We start from the raw sequence: 20,056 nt of genomic DNA on the forward strand, positions 1-20,056 counted from the left end.
AGCTGGTTGAGCTGGATAGTTTTATCACATACGGGGTTTTTCTTGAAAACCATCGTGCAGGGCGTTCCATGAACAATCTGTAGTGTGAAACACTTCTCTGATCGTCTCCGCCACGCCCGCCTGCAACGCGGCTTTTCTCAAGCCGAACTGGCTCGCCTGTGTAACCTTAGCCAAAGCGCCATCTCCAATTACGAGAGTGGCACGCGGCGTGACGCGCGTGAAATTCTGGATCTGGCCAAAGCTCTGAACATCAGCGCCCAATGGCTCAAGAACGGGCTGGGCAATATGGAGCTGAGTGCAGCCCATGCCGCCACCTTGCAAGACTCTGGCGAAGGGCCACCGATTGTGACCTGGCCCTTCAACCGCTTTTCCGTGGACGAGATTGTGGCTTTGCCACCCAAAGAGCGTGACCATCTGGATCAAACCATCCGTCATCTGCTCAACGGCATGAAAAGAAAATAAGCCTTATACGTCCACAAGCAGCTCCAAGATACCTATACTTGTCAGCACGCAGGGGTACTCGCCATTTGGCGGGTTGAGATAAACCCTCGTACCAGTACGGATAATGCCGATGCTGGGAGCGTGTGCAACAGGTGCAATGCCTGCACGGCACTTCTTCCTATATCGGCTCCACCATTTCTTTGGAGCTGCAATGACAAGCAAAACCCCTTCTTTTACGGCCACAGCGGCCAGCGTAGACCCGGCTGCGATCCAGCCCTTACCCAACTCCCGAAAGACTTATCAAACCGGCTCACGGCCTGATCTGCGTGTGCCTTTTCGGGAAATCTCTTTGGCTGATACGCCCAGCCACTTCGGCGCCGAGTCCAATCCTCCCTTAAGCGTTTATGACACCAGCGGTCCTTACACAGACCCCTCGGTACAGATCGATATCCGCAAAGGCCTGCCCCCCGTGCGCCAAGCCTGGATCAGCGAGCGCAATGACACCGAGTTGATGGCAGGACTCAACAGCCAGTATGGTCAGGCCCGCCAGGCTGATCCGGAGCTGGACACCTTGCGCTTTGAACTGAAGCGCCAACCCCGGCGCAGTATTTCGGGTGCTAATGTCACGCAAATGCATTACGCACGGCGCGGCATCATCACTCCCGAAATGGAGTTTGTGGCGATTCGGGAGAATCTGCGACGCGAGCAATACATTGAAAGTTTGCGCGCCAGTGGCCCACAAGGTGAAGAGATGGCTCGTCGCCTGACCAAGGTACACCCTGGTCAGGGTTTCGGTGCCAGCTTGCCCACCACCGTAACGCCCGAGTTTGTTCGTGATGAGATTGCGCGTGGCCGAGCCATTTTGCCCGCCAATATCAACCACCCGGAAACCGAGCCCATGATTATTGGCCGCAATTTCCTGGTGAAGATCAACGCCAACATCGGTAACTCCGCCCTGGGTTCCACCATTGGCGAAGAGGTCGAGAAAATGACCTGGGCGATTCGCTGGGGTGCGGACACCATCATGGATTTGTCCACGGGCAAGAATATCCATGAGACGCGCGAATGGATTATTCGCAACTCGCCGGTTCCCGTTGGTACGGTGCCTATTTACCAGGCACTGGAAAAGGTCGGCGGCATTGCCGAAGATCTGACCTGGGATATTTTCCGCGACACCTTGATTGAGCAGGCCGAGCAAGGCGTGGACTATTTCACCATTCACGCCGGTGTGCGTTTGCCCTTCATTCCCATGACGGCCAGCCGCATGACAGGCATTGTTTCGCGTGGTGGTTCCATCATGGCGAAGTGGTGTCTGGCGCATCATCGTGAAAGCTTCTTGTACGAGCATTTCGAGGACATCTGCGAGATCATGAAGCAGTACGACGTGGCTTTCTCGCTGGGTGATGGCTTGCGTCCCGGGTCGGGCTATGACGCCAATGATCAGGCGCAATTCGCGGAACTGCGTACCTTGGGCGAGTTGGCTCAGGTTGCGTGGAAGCATGATGTTCAGGTCATGATTGAAGGTCCTGGTCATGTGCCTTTGCATCTGATTCCAGAGAACATGCAGTTGCAGCTGGAGCACTGTCATGAGGCCCCCTTCTATACCTTGGGGCCTTTGGCTACAGACATTGCACCGGGCTACGATCACATCACTTCCGGTTTAGGTGCGGCGATGATTGCCTGGCAAGGTACGGCGATGCTGTGCTATGTGACGCCCAAGGAGCATCTGGGTTTGCCGAACAAGAAGGATGTGAAGGACGGCATCATCACTTACAAGATCGCGGCACATGCAGCGGACTTGGCCAAGGGGCATCCCTCGGCGGCATTCCGGGACAATGCCTTGTCCAAGGCACGCTTTGAATTCCGTTGGGATGATCAATTCAATCTGGGGCTGGACCCGGATACGGCACGTGAATTCCACGACGAGACCCTGCCCAAGGACTCGATGAAAGTGGCGCATTTCTGCTCCATGTGTGGGCCCAAGTTCTGCAGCATGAAGATCTCGCAGGATGTACGGGACTATGCCAAGGCTAATGGTCTGGATGAGCAGTCCGCTGTGGATCAGGGGATGAAGGAGATGTCAGTACAGTTCGTTCAGCAGGGCAGCAAGCTGTATCAGGAGGCTTGATGCTTTGTTGAACACGGGCCTGGGTGTGAACATGATCTTTGTTTGATCGGGCCTTGATGGGTTAAAGCCCTGGGTGGATTTTTTCTGCCTGGGGCTTTTTTTTGTGCGGGGTTCGTTGCTTCATTTGTAGGAACGCGAGGTTTGTCAGGCAGAAGAGATCGTTGCAGGAGACGCCAGTCAAGCCTAGCTTCAGGGTGTCCGGGCTGAGTGTTTGCCGGTGCTGCGCACCGGTGCCCTTGTCAGGAGATAGCTACGGGCGCATCCTGAACTCGCCGGGTACTTGGTCCCCCGGACCAAGTACAAGCGTCCGGCTCAAACAGCAGGATGCTTGCATCCCTACGCTATCTCCCGCCCGCGGCAAACCCTCTGAACCGCCCGGACACCCTGAAGCTAGGCTCAACTGGCTCACAATCGTTTTTTTCTGAACAGTTCAAACTGCATCCTTGAATGGCGTATGGCACTTTCCTAACCTGCGTCGAATCTCTGACCTCCCACCTCAGGCCTCTCACCTGAGACCTTTCACCTCCGACCACTCACCTCAGTCCTTTCACCTCCGACGTCAAACGTCAAACCTCAAGCCCCAAACTTCAGATCCGAGATCCCAAATCTCAGACCCTGAATACATGATTACTTGAATAGCCACGGTATGAGCCCTTGGGGGCGGTGGGGACCCGGAGGGGCGATTCAGAGTACTTGCCGCGGGCGGGGGCATGATCCGGGGTGCAAGCACTCTGCTGTTTGAGCGGAACGCTTGTGGTTCGTCCGGGGGACGAACCACCCCGCGAGGTTCTATGGTTTGGGTCAAGCTGTTTTAGGTGATAGTTTGGACGGGTCAAAGGCTTGTCCACTTTTCCACACGGCATATGCAATGCGCAGCAACTTACGAGCCAGAATCACAATCGATTCTGTGCCCGCCAGGCCTCGGGCACGATACGCTTCATACAACGGTTTACATGCCGCACTGCGGCAGGCCGACATCGCTGCCAAATACAGTTGTCGGCGCAGCAAAGTCGGCCCACGCTTGCTGATACGACGACGGCCTCGCTTGGTCCCTGAGTCGTTGGGTCGGGGATCGAGCCCGCTATACGCGACTAAGGCATCCGCATTGGCAAAGGGAATACGATTGAGCAGTTCGGTCAACAAGGCCGCTGTCTGTTGACCGATGCCACTCACACTACGTAAACGTTGATATCCCTGTTCGAGCTGCGGGTCGTTCGCAATCAAATGCTGTATTTGTTGATCCATTGAGGCCAGCACAACATCAAATCCATGTTGCAACGCTTGGGTATCGACACCTGATAGATCCACGTCGGTAAAGGCCTGGCGTAAAGCGCTCTGGTGAGTGATCACTTGAGCGCGACGAGACAACAGTTGACGCAACTGTTGTTGCTCGGGGGTGAGCGGTTGCCAAGCTTGCAGGCTGGATTGATGCTCTTGCAGGTAGCGGACAATGACCTCTGCATCAATATTATCGGTCTTGGCCCGGCTGCCTAAGGCTCGTGCATAGTAAAAGACATCACGCGCGTTCAAGATATAGACCGTCAAGCCATGCAGATAAGCCAACTGGGCCAGTAAGGTGTGGTAATTGCCCGTTGACTCCATGGCAATTAGCGCGTGTTCTGACACTGTCTTTAACCAACGGGTAATGCCAGTCGCCGTGTTGGCAATGATGCAGGGCCGTTGGCCCGCTACGCTTATGACCAGCTCAGCCTTGGCAACATCAGCACCGATATAAAGCACAGTCGTTTGCATGGGAGCACCTCCAAAGCGCACAATGAGTAACGTCGGGGTGTACGCCATCCGGCTCGTTGACTTGCGTTCAGATCGGCGGTCGCGGTTCGATGAACGGCGCCGCTCAGTTCCTTATCGACGGTGATGGGTGGGGCGGGAGAGTTCTCGCGGTGTCGGTCCGGCATTGGCCGATCGTTCAGGATGTCCCTCCACCCCGACAACTTAACCATACAAGTTCAGAGTGCGCCCGGATGATGACCTCGACAAGGGGACCGGTGCGCAGCACCGGCAAGTGCTCAAGCCCCTCCGGGTCTCCACCGCCCCCAAGGGCGTGCTCATTACTGGGTTCTACTCAATAATCAGTCTTACCCCAAAGCAACGGTGACGTCATCAGCGACAACAGATAAGCACCAATTGGCAGCTCACAGCTAACAACAAGCAACAAGCAACAAGCAACAAGCAACAAGCAACAAGCAGAGGATTCTGCCCTAAAACCCCATTACTCCCCGATCGAGCACAAAAAAAGCCCGGCTAAAAAACCGGGCCTTTTATCAACACGCCCGAAGGCGTACAAGCAGAGACTTACTTCTGCGGAGCGTACAAATACAACTCCACGCGGCGGTTCATGGCGCGGCCTTCTGCCGTCGCATTATCACCAATAGGAGCGTTCGGGCCACGGCCTTCCACCATCAAACGACCTTGCCCCACACCTTGCTGCGTCAGATAATTCGTCACAGCACTTGCGCGGTTAACCGACAAAGTTTGATTGGTCTGTGCCGACCCGGTGCTATCGGTATGGCCGACAGCCTTGGCACGCAACTCTGGGTGCTGATTCATGGCGCGAGCCACACTATCCAGAACAGGCAGCAAAGCAGGTTTCAACTGATAATGGCCGGTATCAAAAGACACGCTGCTAGGAATATTGACCCGCAAGCTGCCGTCCGGCATTTCGGTCACATCCACACCCAGGCCAGTTGCGCCAGACTGCTGAACATCCTTTTTAATGCCAGACCAGTTATAAGCCGCAATACCACCAGCCAGTGCACCGATACCTGCACCGATCATGGCTGCCTTGCTGCTATCGCCAATCAAAGCCCCCAGACCAGCCCCCACAGCAGCGCCACCACCCGCACCCACTGCGGTGCGACCACCAGTGCTCATATTGTCCATCGTGCCGCAAGCGGCCAAGAGGGAAAGAGCACCAGCACATGCTGCTAATTTTGCAGAACGAATGGAAATTGTCATTATTGGCTCCGTAATCTCAAATTAAGTACCAGGACCGCTTGAATGCCTCTAATACTAGCAAGATGAACAGCAAGCAGGTACTTCAAAACAGACTTCACTGCCTTCTTTAACAATTCTTGAGCTTGCCAGCGACCAGACCAACTTAAGTCACTGATTGCCTGGGGGCTAAGTCTTTGAAAGCTTAGAACAACTCGGCGCCCGAGTCGGCAACGACTTCTTTGTACTTCTTCAGATCATTGCTGACAAGCTCGCTGAACTCAGCCATGGTACCAGGCTGCACATCAGAACCCATGGTAGCCAGTGCCTCACGCACGGCCGGGTCCATCAAAGCCTTGGAGTAAGCGGCATACAGCTTGTCCAGAACAGGCTGTGGCGTACCGCCGGTAGCGAACACACCAAACCAGGTACCCAGATCAAAAGGCTTCACACCAGCCTGTTCCATGGTAGGAACGTCGGGCAGGAAACTGGAACGCTCCAGAGTAGTCACCGCCAGTGCCTTGACGGTATCGGCCTTGATCAGCGGCGCTGCAGAAGCCAGGTTGTCAAACATGAAATGCACTTGGCCAGCCAGCAAGGCCGTCTTGGCGGGGTTGGCACCGGCGTAAGGAACGTGCACGGAATTGATCTGAGCACGGGTATTCAGCACTTCACCAGCCAGATGACCTGCACTGCCATTACCGCCCGAAGCAAAGTTCATCTGACCGGGGTGTTCTTTGGCATAGCTGATCAGATCCTGCACGGACGCAATCTTGTTTTCCGCAGCAAATTCCTTGTTCACGATCAGGATGTTAGGCACCGAGGCAACCAGAGCGATAGGCGCAAAGCTCTCGACCGGATCAAAAGGAACCGTCTTGTACAACCAGGGATTGATGGAGTTGATAGCCACGGCGCCCATCATCAGGGTGTAGCCGTCCGGAGCGGCCTTGGCCACGATGCTGGCACCAATGTTGCCACCCGCGCCCGACTTGTTCTCCACCACAACCGTGCCCAGATCGCCTTTGACACGTTCAGCCAGCAAGCGTGCCATGCTATCCAAGGGGCCACCCGGCGGGTAAGGCACCACGAACTGGATAGGTTTGGAAGGATAGGAATCCTCTGCCATTACAGCCGGGGCAGCCATGACAGCCGCAACACCAGAGACAGCCAGCAGCCACTTACAGACACGAAACATCACTTTTTTCCTTGAAATAAAAATGCATATGGGCTGCGCAAGGCAGCCCATTCAGAGCAGCCACCGATCTTAATGAATGATCTGGCTTAAGAACTCGCGTGTTCTTTCACTGCGTGGCGAGTCAAAGAACTCATCAGGGGTATTTTGCTCGATGATTTCGCCCTGATCCATAAAAATGACCCGATCTGCCACTTTACGCGCAAAACCCATCTCGTGGGTCACGCACAGCATGGTCATGCCGGTATGGGCCAGTTCCACCATCACTTCCAGCACTTCCTTGACCATTTCCGGGTCCAAGGCCGAGGTGGGCTCGTCGAACAGCATGATTTTAGGCTCCATGCACAAGGAACGTGCAATAGCCACGCGCTGCTGCTGTCCACCGGAAAGCTGTCCGGGATACTTGTTGGCCTGCTCCGGGATGCGCACACGCTCCAGATACTTCATGGCCAGCTCCTGCGCCTGCGCCTTGGTCTTGCGACGTACCCACATCGGTCCCAAAGTCAGGTTCTCCATTACGGTCAGGTGGGGAAACAGGTTGAAGTGCTGAAATACCATGCCCACATCACGCCGAATGGCCTCGACCTGGCGCACATCGTTGGTAAGCTCCTCACCGGCCACAATAATCTGCCCTTTCTGATGCTCTTCCAGGCGATTGATACACCGGATCAACGTGGACTTGCCCGAACCCGATGGGCCGCAAATAACGATGCGCTCGCCCGAGGCCACGTCCAGATTGATGTCGCGCAGCACATGAAACTGCCCGTACCATTTATTGACGTTCTTTAGCTGAATAATGGCGTCTGCCATGCAAAACTCCTTGTCTGGCCAGCAAGGCTCGAGGTGACACCCAAAGCCTTGCTACCTGTGTCAGCGTTCATAACCCGTTTGCAAACGTCGCTCCAGCGAACGACTGTAGCGAGAGATGGAGTAGCAGAACACAAAATAAATCAGTGCGATGAACAGATAGGCTTCCCGGCTGAAGCCGCGCCAGGCTGCATCGGCCAAGGCCACTTTGGCCGCCTGAGTCAGATCGAAAATACCGATAATCACGACCAGGGAGGTGTCCTTGAACAGGGAAATGAAAATGCCTACCAGTGGTGGGATCACGATCTTGAGAGCCTGCGGCAAAATAATCTGCCGCATGGTGCGCCAGTAGCTCAAGCCCAGCGAAGCCGCCCCTTCGTACTGTCCTTTGGGAATGGCCTGCAAGCCGCCCCGCACGGTTTCCGCGATGTACGCCGCCGCAAACAGAATGATGGCGATCTGAGCGCGCAACAGCTTGTCGATGTTAAAGCCCTCGGGCATGAACAAAGGCAGCATCACCGAGGACATGAACAGCAAGCTGATCAGCGGCACGCCACGAATCAGCTCGATATAGACCACGCAGACCGCCTTGACGGCCGGCAAGCGCGAGGTACGTCCCAAGGCCAGCAACAGGCCCAAAGGAAAGGCAAAAGCGATGCCGAAGGTAGCCAGAATCAAGGTCAACGGCAAGCCGCCCCACAGGCTGTTTTCCACATAGCTCAGACCCAGCACACCGCCCCACATCAAAATACCCACGACGCTCAATCCAACCAGCCAGAGCAAAGGCAGCCACGGCTTCCAGAACCAGCGCACGCAACTGCACACGATCAGCAAAGTCAGCAGGATGGAGGCCAGCAAGGGCCGCCACTGCTCGTCATAGGGATAGATGCCAAACAGGATCAGACGGTGCTTTTCACGAATGAAAGCCCAGCACGCACCCGCACTGGCCCGACAATCCTGCGCGGTTTGCGCATCGAAATTGGCCTTGATGAACAACCAGTCGATCATGGCCGGTACGGTCATCAAGAGCAGCCAGGCCGACAAGGCTGTCAGAATGGCATTCAAGGGAGAAGAAAACAGGTTCTGGCGCAGCCAGCCCAGGGGGCCCCGCTGCAATGGCGGTGGCCCGCTTACGGTGGATGTAGGCGTATGACTCATTTAGCGCTCCACCAAAGCAATGCGATTGTTGTACCAGTTCATGAAGACCGAAATCGACAGACTGACCGTCAAATAAGCCGCCATGATGATCAAGATGCCTTCAATCGCCTGCCCAGTCTGGTTCAAGGTGGTGTTCACCACAGACACAATATCGGGATAACCAATAGCCACCGCCAGGGAACTGTTTTTAGTCAGGTTCAAATACTGGCTGGTCATGGGGGGCACAATCACGCGCAGTGCCTGAGGCAGAACCACCAGACGCATCATGCGACCACGGGACAGACCCAGTGCCTGCGCCGCTTCCCATTGCCCTTTGCCCACAGCCTGAATGCCGGAGCGCACCACTTCCGCCACGAAAGCCGAGGTATAGGTAATCAGGCCGGCCAGCAAAGCGGCAAATTCAGGCGATAAGGTCACGCCCCCGACAAAGTTGAAACCTTGCAGGCGTGGTATATCCAGCGCCAAGGGTTGGGGGCTGATCAGCAAGGCCAGAGCCGGCATCAGAACAAGCAACAAAATGCCAAAACGAATGGTGGGGAAAGGTCGGCCGGTTTTTTCCAGACGACGACGCGCCCAGTGCGCCATCAAGACCCACAGCACCACAGCAAGCCCCAGACCCATGAAGATCCAGTCCATGCCATCGCCCTGCAAGGTGGGTAGCTTCAAACCTCGATTCGATAAAAATACGCCGCCCAAGGGGTTCAAAGCCTGCCTGGGGCCGGGCAAGGTTTCGGTAATCAGGGCGTACCAGAAAAACAGTTGCAGCAGCAATGGCACGTTACGCATCACTTCCACGTACAAGCCCGCCAGCCGGGAAACCAGCCAGTTCTTGGACAAACGTGCAATGCCCAGCAAGGTGCCAAATACGGTGGCGGCAATAATGCCGATCACCGCTACTTTCAACGTATTGACCAGGCCGACCAGAATGGCCCGCCCATAAGTATCCGAGGGCTTATAAGCCAGCGCCGACTCGCCAATGGCAAAGCCAGCCTCTCGATTCAGGAAATCAAAGCCTGTAGAAATATTGCGAACAGCCAGGTTGTGCAAGGTATTGGAGACCAGATACCACACACAAAAGCCAAGCACACCCAAAATCAGCACCTGGTAAATAATGCCGCGAGTGAACGGATCATTCCAGGACAGGCGCCGTTTAGGGGGGGCTGGCGCGGCAGGTGTATTTTGTGCCATAGCGTAAAACCCGTGGATGCAGCACTACGCGTAGCCCTGCGAGGTGGCGCGCGTCTGGCCGAAGCCAGACGCAAGAACAAACAGCGAAGACCGAAATCTTAACGCACTGGCCAGCCGTACATCACGCCACCGTCACGCCATTGCGCATTCAAACCGCGCTCCAGCTTCAAGGCGGTCGATTTACCCAGATTGCGCTCGAAGCTTTCGCCGTAGTTGCCGACCTGTTTAATTATGTTGTAGGCCCACTTGTTATCCAGCTTCAGACCTTTGCCCAGCTCACCGGATACGCCCAGAATACGCTGGACGTTGGGGTTATCGCTCTTGGTCATTTCATCAACGTTCGCGCTGGTAATGCCATATTCCTCAGCTTCCAGCATGGCGTTCAGCGTCCAGCGCACCAGAGTGAACCAGTCCTCGTCGCCCTGACGCACGAAGGGGCCCAGCGGCTCTTTGGAGAAGTCCTCGGGCAGGATATCGAACTCGTCCGGCGTGGCCTGAGCAGCACGCATGGCTGCCAGCTGGGACTTATCACTGGTAAAGCCGTCGCAACGACCGGAGGTAAAGGAGCGCATGGCTTCTTCAGGGTTGTTGATCACCACAGGGTTGAACTTGATACCCTGACCACGGAACCAGTCAGCCAGGTTCAGCTCAGTCGTGGTGCCGGGCTGTACGCACACAGCGGCTCCATCCAGCTCCTTGGCGCTTTTCACGCCCAGGGATTTTTTCACCATCACGCCCTGGCTGTCATAGTAGTTAATGCCAGTGCTGACCAAACCTAGAGTTGTGTCGCGAGAGATCGTCGCGGTGGTATTACGGGTCAGCACATCGACCTCACCCGATTGCAGGGCAGTAAAGCGCTGCTGAGTGGTCAAAGGCGTAACCTTGTATTTTTTGGCATCCCCAAAAACAGCAGCGGCGATCGCACTGCACATGTCCACGTCAATGCCGGACCAGACACCCTTGCTGTCGGCCAGCGAGAATCCTGCAATACCTGTTGAGACACCACACTGAACAAAGCCTTTCTTCTTCACCGAGTCCAGGGTTTCACCTGCTTGTGCATTAGCGGCCAGGGCCATCAACGCAACACTACATGCAATGGTTTTCACTAAGGTCATGGAATATCACCTCCTGTTTACTTTTGGTAAATGGATGCAGATTACAATTGCAGCTAAGCTGTGGTGTCCAATCGTAGAGCCAGACTGTGCAAACACAAATCGGGGGTTTCCCTCTAACAATCTGACTAATACTTTTACCTACGCCGACATTTTCATGCGAGCCCCGTCGGTCATTCCATAGGGGCTTTTCAAGCAGATTCCTCTTTAATTGTGCGTCGCGATGATCGAGTTCCAACACGTTTTTAAATCGTATGGCCGCAGTAAAAATATTCTAGCCGACATTAATTTTCGCATTGATGACGGCGAATTCATTTTTGTGTCCGGCCCCTCTGGAGCAGGTAAATCCACTTTATTGCGTCTGATCGGCGGCCTGGAGCTACCTAGCCGTGGCTCGGTTCAGGTCAATGGGCACAGGCTGGACAAGCTGCCGGCCCGCGCCCGCCCCTATCTGCGACGCGCGGTGGGCGTGGTTTTACAAGATACGCACTTGCTGCAAGACCGCAGCGCCCTGGCCAATGTGCTCCTGCCCCTGGCAGTCATGGGCCTGGAGCCCAGCACCGCCCAGGCACGTGCTCGCGCCGCCATGGAAAAAGTAGGCTTGCGCGGCAAAGAGGATTTAAAGCCCGTGGAAATGTCTGGCGGTGAACAGCAACGGCTGGCGATTGCCCGCGCTATTGTGAATCGCCCGGCTATTTTGATTGCCGACGAACCAACAGCCAATTTGGACGCCGATAACGCCAAACGCATCATGGATGTATTGATGGACTTTAACCGGGTGGGTGTCACCACCTTGATTGCTTCGCATGATCTGAATTTGATGGCACGCTATGCGCGCCGCACCCTGCTCATTCAGGACGGCCGTTTTTCCGATCACCCCGGAGTGCTGGCATGAGAACCTGGCTGCGTCATCATCAATACGCTTTCCTGGTGGCCTTGCGCCGCCTGAAAGTGCAACCTTTCTCCTCACTGTCCAACCTGCTGGTCATTGCCCTGACCCTGGCCGTGCCTGTGCTGGGGGCCAGTATCCTGCTGGCCGCTCAGCCTGTCGTGCGCGAGATCCCTACCTCGCCCGAAATGACGGTATTCATGAAGCAAAACAGCACCTTGGAACAGGCGCAGGCTTTCAGCCAGGCCGTGGGCAAAGAGTTTCAAGCTGAATTGGCCCAGATCAGGCTGGTCAGCAAGGAACAGGCGCTCAAGCAATTACAGAGCAACCCCAGCTGGACAGACGCCTTGGGCGCGTTGCCCAGCAACCCCTTGCCACACGCCATTGTGCTGACCCTGCATGAAACCCCGGATCTGGTAACGCGTGCCGACACCCTGGCCGAGACCCTGCAAGGCCGCGAAGGCGTGGATAGCGTGCTGCTGGATAGCGAATGGGTGCAGCGTCTGGCCGCAATTCTAAGCTTCATTCGCATTGGCCTATGGATTTTGATGGCGGGCGTGGGCGTAGTGGTGATTGCCACCGTGTTCAATACCGTCCGTCTGCAAGCCCTGAACCAGCGCGAAGAAATTGCCGTGGCTCGTCTGGTCGGTGCAACCGAGGCCTTTGTACGGCGCCCCTTCCTGTATATGGGTGCGCTCACCGGTCTGACGGCCAGCGTCCTGGCATGCGGTCTGGCCTTGCTGGCACTGACCCCGCTGAACAAGGCCTTATCCAGTCTGGCCCAAAGCTATGGCGTCCAGCTGACGCTCCAGCTGCCGGAATTTTCTCTTTTGCTGACAGCTGCTATTTTGGTCGCCATTTTGGGCGCACTGGCGGCTCGCTGGTCTGTTACCCGTAGTACCCAATATTGATGTCACTTCCTGAACCCCGTCCCCAAGATCTGGCCGAAAAAGTGGTGGCTTGGCAAAAAACCTCCGGCCGCCACCACCTCCCCTGGCAGAACACGCAAGACCCGTACCGCGTCTGGCTCTCCGAAATCATGCTGCAGCAAACCCAGGTCGCCACCGTCCTGGGTTATTACGAGCGCTTTCTGGAACGCTTCCCCACCGTCAAGGCTCTGGCCACTGCCGAGCAAGATGAAGTCATGCCCTATTGGGCCGGTTTGGGCTACTACGCCCGTGCCCGTAACCTGCACCGCTGTGCTCGTGAGGTCATTGAGAAATGGGACGGCCGTTTTCCAGACAATGCCACGGACCTGGCGACCTTACCCGGTATTGGCCGCTCTACCGCCTGTGCCATCGCCGCCTTCTGTTTTGGCGAACGCAGCCCCATCATGGACGGCAACGTGAAACGTGTGTTCACGCGCTATTTCGGAATTTATGGCCCCACACAAAAAAAGGCTGTGGAAAACACCTTGTGGGGCAAGGCCGATGAAGTCGTCGAGCTTGCTCCCGCCAGCCTGGATATGGCGGCCTACACCCAAGGGCTGATGGATTTGGGCTCGCAATGCTGTACGCGCAGCAAGCCCACCTGTAGTCTCTGTCCACTTCAAAGCGACTGCTATGCTCACACCCACCAGGTCCAGTCCGAACTGCCCAGCCCCAAAGAGCGCATCCGCCAGGATGAACGCTATGCGCATGTGCTGATTCTGGAGCTGAATGGTCAGGTCCTGCTGGAGCAACGGCCCGACAAGGGTATTTGGGGTGGCCTGCTCACTCTGCCCCAGTTTGACGATGCCATCAGCCTGCAAACGGCGGCACTGCATTGGTCTGACGAGGAAGCGATTGCGCTGGCCTCTTTCCAGCATGTGTTCTCGCACTTCAAGCTGCACATCACACCTTGGCTGCTGCAAGTGGACAAATCCTTACTGGCCGAGCCGGTGGCTGGCCAGCAATGGCAGGATCATGACGCATTGGAACAGACCGCTTTGCCAGCACCCATACGCAAGCTGCTGCTGGGCTTGTACCAGAGCAAAGAGAGTGAACAATTACTTCTGAGTTGACGCCAGGAACCCCGGCATATCCGGGTTGAGCGGCACTATGCAGGCCGCGCTGGCTTGTCGTTGCTGATGCTCATCAGCATCCCGCAGGCCACGCCCAAGGTCATCAAGGCTGTACCGCCATAGCTCAGGAATGGCAAAGGCACGCCCACCACGGGCAGAATCCCCGTCACCATGCCTATGTTCACGAACACGTAGACAAACAGCATCATGGACATGGAACCGGCCAGCAAACGGCTGAACTGGGTATGGGCCACAGCGGCAATCGACAAGCCGCGCAGAATCAGCAAGGCATACAGCACCAGCAGCATGATGCCGCCATACAAGCCGAACTCTTCGGCAAACACTGCAAAAATGAAGTCGGTTGTACGCTCGGGCACAAAGTCCAGATGGGACTGGGTGCCCATCATATAGCCCTTGCCGTAAACACCACCCGAGCCAATCGCAATCATGGACTGGATGGTATGGAACCCTCTGCCCAGGCGATCACTACCCGGATTCAGCAGCGTGCAGACACGATGTTTCTGATAGTCGTGCAGCACTACCCAGTCCAGGTCGGGTACGCAAATATAGTCTTCGTAGTAGAGCAAGGCACTGATACCCAGCACCAGCACCACCACAATCGGCACAATCAGCTTGAAGGACAGACCGGCAAAGTAAATCACGCAGAAACCGGCCGCAAACACCAGCAGGGCCGTACCCAAGTCCGGCTGACGCACGATCAGCAAGAACGGAATCATCAGCAAGATACCCGCCACCATGAAGTCCAGCAGGCTCATCTTGGGCCGCTGATAGCGGTGGAAATACCAGGCCAGCATCAAGGGCACAGAAATCTTGAGCATTTCCGAAGGCTGAATACGCGCCACCCCCAGGTCCAGCCAGCGCGTTGCGCCCTTGCTGGTCTCGCCAAAGAACTCCACCCCCAAAAGCAGTACCACCCCAACCGAATAAACGACTGGGGCCAGCTTCATCCACATGGTGGGAGGAATGAGGGCCGCCACCCACATCACGCCAAAGGCCAGCAGGAAATTACGAACCTGGTCTGCAAAACGCCAGTCCGTACCGCCCACGGCCGAATGCATGACGGTCATACCCAGTGCGGCCATCAAGACCAGCAACAATAGCAAGGGCCAATCAAAGGCGGTAACGGCTCTCAGGCCCAGTTGCAAAAGTCGCTTCATTGCATCTGCCCTCGTTCTACCAGCCAGTAATCAAAGACCTTGCGCACAATCGGTGCCGCAACCGAACCACCCCAACCCGCATTTTCTACAATCAAGGCCACTGCGATTTTGGGATTCTCTGCCGGAGCATAGGACATGAACAAAGCGTGGTCGCGCAAACGCTCGTCAATAGCATTGGCGTTGTACTTGGCGCCACGCAAGCTAAAGACCTGTGCCGTCCCTGTCTTGCCCGCAGCCTGATAAGCCGCACCCGCAAAGGCGCGGCGGGCCGTACCCAGGCGCACCACATCCACCAGAGCGCGTTTGACCACATCCACATTAGCCTGCTTCAAAGGAATCAGCTTGGCATCAATACGCACAGGCTGTTCAATCTCCGGGTCATGTGGGCTCAACGTCTGGGTGACCAGGTGGGGAGGCCGCACAATGCCATTGCTGGCCAGCACGGCAGTGGCATGCGCCAGTTGCAGCACGGTAAAGGAGTTATAGCCCTGTCCCACCGCCACCGAGATACTTTCCCCGGCATACCAGCGCTGTTGGGCCGGTTTTCGGTAGGCCTGACGCTTCCACTCAGTAGAAGGCAAAATGCCTTGGCGCTCGCCATCCAGGTCAATACCCGTCCGCTGGCCAAAGCCAAACTGCTTCATGAAGTCGTGCAGATTATCAACGCCGATTTCCGGGCCCAAGGAATAGAAATAGGTATCCGAAGAAACCACCAAGGCACGATGCATGTCGGTAGAGCCGTAGACCGCGCCACCCGCGTTACGGAAACGCTGGCCACCAAATTCAAAATAACCGGGGTCGGAAATACGATCCGTTGCCTTGCGCTTGCCGGTTTCCAGAGCGGCCAAAGCCACAAAAGGCTTGTAGGTCGAACCGATGGGATAGGTGCCGTACAGCGGACGGTTAATCAGCGGATGATCCGGTGAGTCGTTCAGCTTGCGCCAGTTTTCTACGTCAATACCATCGATAAACAGGTTCGGGTCAAAAGATGGGGCTGATACAAATGCCAGAACTTCGCCGGTGCTGGGCTCAATGGCCACCAGCGCACCACGTCGCCCGGTGAACAGGGCCTCCGCCATTTTCTGCAGGCCAATATCCAGCGACAAGCGCAGGCTGGCACCAGGTACAGGATCAACACGGCTCAAGGTCCGTACCGGCCGGCCCGAAGCGGCTACTTCCACTTCCTCAATGCCGGTGCGTCCGTGCAAGGTTTTTTCCCAGGTTTTCTCGATCCCTTTCTTGCCGATGACCTGCGTGCCCCGGTAATTGCCGGTTTGCCCGGTTTCTTCCAGACGCTGCTGATCGCCCTCGGAAATACGCCCCACATAACCCAGTACGTGCGCCGCCGCTTCACCTTGCGGATACTCGCGTACCCAACGGGCTTGCAGGGTCACACCAGGAAACTTGAAAGCATGGGCGGAGAACCAGGCTGCCTCATCATCGCTCAGATTATTACGCAGCAGTATTTCGGAATATCGGCTATTTTGCGCGACGTTCTGCTTGAATCGACGACGATCACGTGGACTTAGCTCCACCAGCTCACCCACTCGATCCAGCATATCGTCTACTGGCTCGCCCAAACTGGCGGGTACGGCCGACAAGGTGTAGTCCCGGTAATTACGGGCCAGTACCTCGCCATTGCGATCCAGAATCTCGCCTCGACGAGGGGTAATCGGGATGACGGCTATACGGTTCTGATCGGCTCGGGCGGCAAAGCCTTCGTAGCGCACCACTTGCAAATACCACAAGCGCACGCCCAGCACCCCTAACAGAACGCAGGCCAGAACGGCCGCTACCAAGGCGCGAAACAGAATGCGCTGGCGCAGCTGATGCGAGGTTTTTTTGAATTCAAACATGGCCGCCCTACCAATCAGGACGAACCGGAGTCGGACTCGTCCAGACGTCGCTGCGGCAAGAACAGCACGCTATCGGCCAGCGGCCACAAGGCGGCGGTCAGCAAGGTGCCACCCGCCCACTCCCAGCCAGACCACTCGCCCACCAGCCAGGCGTGCAAGACATGCACGATCAACTGGGCCAGCAGCATGACGACAGCCATATGCAGCAAGTGGGTCCACATGCCAAAGTTCAAGATGCGCTTGCGCAAGAGCAAGGCGCCATACACGACCAGCACATACGCCAGGGCGTGCTCGCCCAGGAGGCTACCGTCATGCACATCCACCAGAATGCCCAGCACAAAGGCCAGGGACATGGGCACACGACGCGGTTCATGAACGGCCCAAAAACCCAGCACCAGCATCAACAGGTCCGGCGCGAAAGGCAGCAGGCGCCAGGGCAGCATGGACCCCAGCCACATCAGCAGAATCGAGCCCCATATCAGCCAGGGACTGGAGGCGCGCGAAAACGGGCTGCTATCAATAGGCTGCAAGCTACTCAAGGATGAGGACCGGGTTTTACGGCCAGAGGTGTCCGAGGACTCAGCGCGTCGCATCATTGGCATCGTCCTGTTCAAGAGGGCGCTCGCTCTCGGGCACCAGCAAAATCAGAAAATGGCGGTAACGCTCCGGGTGTGACAGGGGCGTCACCAAGGCCAGGGCGAAACCGGAAGCGTCGTCACGCTCGATACTGCTGACCATACCCACTGGCAGGCCGGCAGGAAACAGGCCACCGATACCGCTGGTAATCAAGGTATCGTTCGGCTCCAGATCAACGTCAGCCGTCAGAAAACGTACTTCCACCTTGCCACCGGGGTTGCCACCAAAGGCAATCAGACGCAGGCCATTGCGCAGCACCTGCACCGGTACCGAGACCTTGTCGTCAGTAATCAGCGCGGCTTCCGAGGTAAAGCGCGTGACACGCACCACCTGTCCCACCACCCCGCCCTCGTCAATGACAGGCATGCCGGGGCGAATGCCACTGGCCGAGCCTTTATTGAAGATCAGGTGACGGGCATAGCCATTGGGCGGTTCGTACAGAACCTCCACGGCCACAGAGGGTTGGGTGACGGTATCAGCCACTTGCAGCAAGCGACGCAACTGTTCGTTTTCAGCAGAAAGCTGGGCTGCATGGGTAGAGAGCTGAGCCAGCTCGATACGCTGGCGTTGCAAGGCTTCTTTTTCGGAGCGGGCGGTGGAGGCCGCGTCGGTCCAGCTGCTGAAGTAGGTGACCAGATCGCGAGGGGCCAGCATGACACGCTGAAAGGGATACAGGACGGTGGCCACGGCCTGGCGCACCGGTTCGAGCACCGCATAACGAGCATCAGTGATCAACAAGCCCACTGCCAGCACCAAAAGAGCGGCCAAACGCAGCTCAGCTGATGAGCCGCGCCTAAATAGCCGGATGGAGCCTTGTTCTCGCATTAATCAAGCACTCGATCGCTTGCCCCCACAGGCAGACATTGCCGTGAAAGCCAAGCAAAGATCAATCGTAAATGAATACGGACTCCAGACGCTCCAGGTGTTCCAGAGCCTCGCCGCATCCCCGTACCACGCAGGTCAGAGGATCTTCGGCCACCACAACGGGCAAGCCGGTCTCTTCTTGCAGCAGACGGTCCAGGTCATGAACCAGAGCACCACCACCGGTCAGGACGATGCCCTTGTCAGTGATGTCCGCACCCAGTTCAGGAGGAGTTTGTTCCAGAGCGGTTTTAACCGCAGAGACGATTTGATTCAAGGGATCGGTAAGCGATTCCAGAATCTCGTTGGACGACACGGTGAAACTGCGGGGCACCCCTTCGGACAAATTGCGACCCTTGACTTCAATTTCACGAATTTCAGTACCGGGGAATGCAGAACCGATCTCTTTTTTGATCAATTCAGCCGTCGGTTCCCCAATGAGCATTCCGTAATTGCGGCGGATGTAATTAATAATGGCTTCGTCAAACTTGTCGCCACCGACGCGAACCGAACCTTTATAGACCATACCGCCCAGGGAAATCACGGCCACTTCAGTAGTGCCGCCGCCAATATCCACCACCATGGAACCACTGGCATCGGACACGGCCAGGCCGGCGCCGATTGCTGCTGCCATGGGCTCTTCAATCAGGTAGACCTTGCTGGCACCAGCGCCCAATGCGGATTCTTTGATGGCGCGACGTTCTACCTGAGTGGAGCCACAAGGCACACACACGATAATACGGGGGCTGGGGGCAAACATGCTGCGGGGGTGAACCATGCGAATGAACTGCTTGAGCATTTGCTCGGTAACAGTAAAGTCCGCGATCACACCATCCTTCATGGGCCGGATGGCTTCAATATTGCCAGGCACCCGACCCAGCATTTGCTTGGCCTCCTGCCCAACGGCCTGAATGATTTTTTTACCATTAGGTCCGCCTTCATGGCGGATGGCTACAACGGACGGTTCATCCAGTACGATACCCTTGCCGCGTACATAGATAAGGGTATTGGCCGTACCGAGGTCGATTGCCATATCGCTGGAAAAGTAACTGCGTAGGAATCCGAACATGGGCGCGCAAAGTGTAAAGTGTTTGGGGGAAAAGGCAGGTAAATTCGGCGCGGAACTCAAGCGTAAAACGACAGGCACAAGAACCAGGCAACGAATTCAAAAATACCTGGGAAGGAAACGGTCAATGATAACTTATAATTGCTCTACATTAGGACTGTTTTAATGGTCAGTTAAGTTCTGTAACCCCCGCATTTGCTGTAAAAGTGCCAAACTGTCCCTAACTGACGGATTTCCGCTTTTTTTTATTACTCATTTTCCAGTACCCACCCACATGTCTATCACTGAACAGGATGTTGCCCGTATAGCGCAACTGGCGCGCCTTGATCTTTCTGCTGAACAAGCCTCCCAGGTCGAGCACGATTTGACGCGCATCCTGGGCCTGATCCAGACCTTGCAAACCGTTGATACTCAAGGCGTTGAACCCATGGCCCATCCTTTGTCCGCCCGCCAGCAGATCAGTCTGCGTCTGCGCGAGGACAAGGCCCTGCCTTCCGGAACGGTAGAAAGCCGTCAGGCCATGATGCGCAACGCCCCCGCCGAGCAGGATGGCCTGTTTCTGGTACCCACGGTCATCGAATAAAGCAAAA

18 protein-coding genes are annotated in these 20,056 nt (G+C 56.2%); 6 read left to right on the forward strand and 12 right to left on the reverse strand.

The genetic code is table 11. The features are described from left to right. Nucleotides 1–84: 84 nt before the first annotated feature. On the forward strand, nt 85–462 hold the full coding sequence (locus tag CPY64_RS14595) for a helix-turn-helix domain-containing protein (protein WP_042486484.1): 378 nt from the start codon (nt 85–87) through the stop codon (nt 460–462). 190 nt (nt 463–652) lie between these two features. Next, nucleotides 653–2,569 (forward strand): phosphomethylpyrimidine synthase ThiC, encoded by a 1,917-nt coding sequence (gene thiC, locus CPY64_RS14600; RefSeq protein WP_042486487.1) that lies wholly within the window; start codon nt 653–655, stop codon nt 2,567–2,569. 801 nt (nt 2,570–3,370) lie between these two features. On the opposite strand, the gene CPY64_RS14605 is transcribed toward thiC, so the two are convergent. From CPY64_RS14605 to CPY64_RS14635, 7 genes are all read right to left on the reverse strand, one after another. Continuing rightward, nucleotides 3,371–4,321 carry an IS110 family RNA-guided transposase gene (locus CPY64_RS14605; protein WP_042486490.1) on the reverse strand — a complete coding sequence of 317 codons (951 nt, stop codon included), beginning with the start codon at nt 4,319–4,321 and terminating at the stop codon, nt 3,371–3,373. Between the two features lie 561 nt (nt 4,322–4,882). Next, complete coding sequence (locus CPY64_RS14610; RefSeq protein ID WP_026484424.1) at nt 4,883–5,545, reverse strand: YiaD family glycine zipper/OmpA-like lipoprotein; 663 nt, start codon at nt 5,543–5,545, stop codon at nt 4,883–4,885. Nucleotides 5,546–5,726: 181 nt separating this feature from the next. Beyond that, a complete protein-coding gene (locus CPY64_RS14615) occupies nt 5,727–6,716 on the reverse strand; it encodes a Bug family tripartite tricarboxylate transporter substrate binding protein (protein ID WP_042486492.1) in 990 nt (329 codons plus the stop codon). Between the two features lie 69 nt (nt 6,717–6,785). After that, complete coding sequence (locus tag CPY64_RS14620; protein ID WP_042486495.1) at nt 6,786–7,523, reverse strand: amino acid ABC transporter ATP-binding protein; 738 nt, start codon at nt 7,521–7,523, stop codon at nt 6,786–6,788. Between the two features lie 60 nt (nt 7,524–7,583). After that, complete coding sequence (locus tag CPY64_RS14625; protein ID WP_042486498.1) at nt 7,584–8,678, reverse strand: amino acid ABC transporter permease; 1,095 nt, start codon at nt 8,676–8,678, stop codon at nt 7,584–7,586. Further along, on the reverse strand, nt 8,679–9,866 hold the full coding sequence (locus CPY64_RS14630; RefSeq protein ID WP_042486500.1) for an amino acid ABC transporter permease: 1,188 nt from the start codon (nt 9,864–9,866) through the stop codon (nt 8,679–8,681). Nucleotides 9,867–9,964: 98 nt separating this feature from the next. Then, nucleotides 9,965–10,981 carry an amino acid ABC transporter substrate-binding protein gene (locus CPY64_RS14635; protein ID WP_042486504.1) on the reverse strand — a complete coding sequence of 339 codons (1,017 nt, stop codon included), beginning with the start codon at nt 10,979–10,981 and terminating at the stop codon, nt 9,965–9,967. Nucleotides 10,982–11,201: 220 nt separating this feature from the next. Between CPY64_RS14635 and CPY64_RS14640 the strand changes: the two genes are divergently transcribed. From CPY64_RS14640 to mutY, 3 genes are read left to right on the forward strand one after another with little or no spacing between them, the layout of a single operon-like run. Next, on the forward strand, nt 11,202–11,873 hold the full coding sequence (locus CPY64_RS14640) for a cell division ATP-binding protein FtsE (protein ID WP_009460544.1): 672 nt from the start codon (nt 11,202–11,204) through the stop codon (nt 11,871–11,873). Continuing rightward, nucleotides 11,870–12,778 carry a cell division protein FtsX gene (locus tag CPY64_RS14645; RefSeq protein ID WP_042486508.1) on the forward strand — a complete coding sequence of 303 codons (909 nt, stop codon included), beginning with the start codon at nt 11,870–11,872 and terminating at the stop codon, nt 12,776–12,778. Before CPY64_RS14640 ends, CPY64_RS14645 begins: the two co-directional genes overlap by 4 nt. After that, nucleotides 12,778–13,869 carry an A/G-specific adenine glycosylase gene (gene mutY, locus CPY64_RS14650; RefSeq protein ID WP_042486875.1) on the forward strand — a complete coding sequence of 364 codons (1,092 nt, stop codon included), beginning with the start codon at nt 12,778–12,780 and terminating at the stop codon, nt 13,867–13,869. The genes CPY64_RS14645 and mutY overlap by 1 nt, the downstream gene beginning before the upstream one ends. A 35-nt stretch (nt 13,870–13,904) precedes the next feature. On the opposite strand, the gene rodA is transcribed toward mutY, so the two are convergent. The 5 genes from rodA to CPY64_RS14675 all read right to left on the reverse strand — a co-directional run bounded on the left by rodA (nt 13,905) and on the right by CPY64_RS14675 (nt 19,469). Further along, nucleotides 13,905–15,047, reverse strand: coding sequence for a rod shape-determining protein RodA (rodA, locus tag CPY64_RS14655; protein WP_042486509.1), 1,143 nt, complete (start codon nt 15,045–15,047; stop codon nt 13,905–13,907). Further along, nucleotides 15,044–16,903 carry a penicillin-binding protein 2 gene (mrdA, locus tag CPY64_RS14660; RefSeq protein ID WP_042486512.1) on the reverse strand — a complete coding sequence of 620 codons (1,860 nt, stop codon included), beginning with the start codon at nt 16,901–16,903 and terminating at the stop codon, nt 15,044–15,046. Before mrdA ends, rodA begins: the two co-directional genes overlap by 4 nt. A gap of 14 nt (nt 16,904–16,917) precedes the next feature. Beyond that, nucleotides 16,918–17,499 carry a rod shape-determining protein MreD gene (mreD, locus tag CPY64_RS14665; RefSeq protein ID WP_080723797.1) on the reverse strand — a complete coding sequence of 194 codons (582 nt, stop codon included), beginning with the start codon at nt 17,497–17,499 and terminating at the stop codon, nt 16,918–16,920. Next, nucleotides 17,483–18,364, reverse strand: coding sequence for a rod shape-determining protein MreC (gene mreC / locus CPY64_RS14670; protein ID WP_009460381.1), 882 nt, complete (start codon nt 18,362–18,364; stop codon nt 17,483–17,485). Before mreC ends, mreD begins: the two co-directional genes overlap by 17 nt. Before the next feature lie 61 nt (nt 18,365–18,425). After that, a complete protein-coding gene (locus tag CPY64_RS14675) occupies nt 18,426–19,469 on the reverse strand; it encodes a rod shape-determining protein (protein ID WP_003801946.1) in 1,044 nt (347 codons plus the stop codon). Nucleotides 19,470–19,740: 271 nt separating this feature from the next. Here CPY64_RS14675 and gatC point away from each other — a divergent pair, with 271 nt between their 5' ends. Beyond that, on the forward strand, nt 19,741–20,049 hold the full coding sequence (gene gatC / locus CPY64_RS14680) for an Asp-tRNA(Asn)/Glu-tRNA(Gln) amidotransferase subunit GatC (RefSeq protein WP_003801948.1): 309 nt from the start codon (nt 19,741–19,743) through the stop codon (nt 20,047–20,049). The last annotated feature ends 7 nt before the right edge of the window (nt 20,050–20,056 follow it).

Source organism: Alcaligenes faecalis (assembly GCF_002443155.1).
Classification (GTDB): domain Bacteria; phylum Pseudomonadota; class Gammaproteobacteria; order Burkholderiales; family Burkholderiaceae_B; genus Alcaligenes; species Alcaligenes faecalis.

Bases quoted from the DNA above. Each gene is read 5' to 3' on its own strand.
- CPY64_RS14610 (WP_026484424.1), bottom strand. From the start codon at position 5,545: ATGACAATTTCCATTCGTTCTGCAAAATTAGCAGCATGTGCTGGTGCT.
- mutY (WP_042486875.1), top strand. From the start codon at position 12,778: ATGTCACTTCCTGAACCCCGTCCCCAAGATCTGGCCGAAAAAGTGGTG.
- mreD (WP_080723797.1), bottom strand. From the start codon at position 17,499: ATGATGCGACGCGCTGAGTCCTCGGACACCTCTGGCCGTAAAACCCGG.
- CPY64_RS14630 (WP_042486500.1), bottom strand. From the start codon at position 9,866: ATGGCACAAAATACACCTGCCGCGCCAGCCCCCCCTAAACGGCGCCTG.
- CPY64_RS14645 (WP_042486508.1), top strand. From the start codon at position 11,870: ATGAGAACCTGGCTGCGTCATCATCAATACGCTTTCCTGGTGGCCTTG.
- CPY64_RS14605 (WP_042486490.1), bottom strand. From the start codon at position 4,321: ATGCAAACGACTGTGCTTTATATCGGTGCTGATGTTGCCAAGGCTGAG.
- thiC (WP_042486487.1), top strand. From the start codon at position 653: ATGACAAGCAAAACCCCTTCTTTTACGGCCACAGCGGCCAGCGTAGAC.
- CPY64_RS14625 (WP_042486498.1), bottom strand. From the start codon at position 8,678: ATGAGTCATACGCCTACATCCACCGTAAGCGGGCCACCGCCATTGCAG.
- CPY64_RS14635 (WP_042486504.1), bottom strand. From the start codon at position 10,981: ATGACCTTAGTGAAAACCATTGCATGTAGTGTTGCGTTGATGGCCCTG.
- CPY64_RS14675 (WP_003801946.1), bottom strand. From the start codon at position 19,469: ATGTTCGGATTCCTACGCAGTTACTTTTCCAGCGATATGGCAATCGAC.
- CPY64_RS14615 (WP_042486492.1), bottom strand. From the start codon at position 6,716: ATGTTTCGTGTCTGTAAGTGGCTGCTGGCTGTCTCTGGTGTTGCGGCT.
- CPY64_RS14620 (WP_042486495.1), bottom strand. From the start codon at position 7,523: ATGGCAGACGCCATTATTCAGCTAAAGAACGTCAATAAATGGTACGGG.
- mreC (WP_009460381.1), bottom strand. From the start codon at position 18,364: ATGCGAGAACAAGGCTCCATCCGGCTATTTAGGCGCGGCTCATCAGCT.
- mrdA (WP_042486512.1), bottom strand. From the start codon at position 16,903: ATGTTTGAATTCAAAAAAACCTCGCATCAGCTGCGCCAGCGCATTCTG.
- CPY64_RS14640 (WP_009460544.1), top strand. From the start codon at position 11,202: ATGATCGAGTTCCAACACGTTTTTAAATCGTATGGCCGCAGTAAAAAT.
- gatC (WP_003801948.1), top strand. From the start codon at position 19,741: ATGTCTATCACTGAACAGGATGTTGCCCGTATAGCGCAACTGGCGCGC.
- rodA (WP_042486509.1), bottom strand. From the start codon at position 15,047: ATGAAGCGACTTTTGCAACTGGGCCTGAGAGCCGTTACCGCCTTTGAT.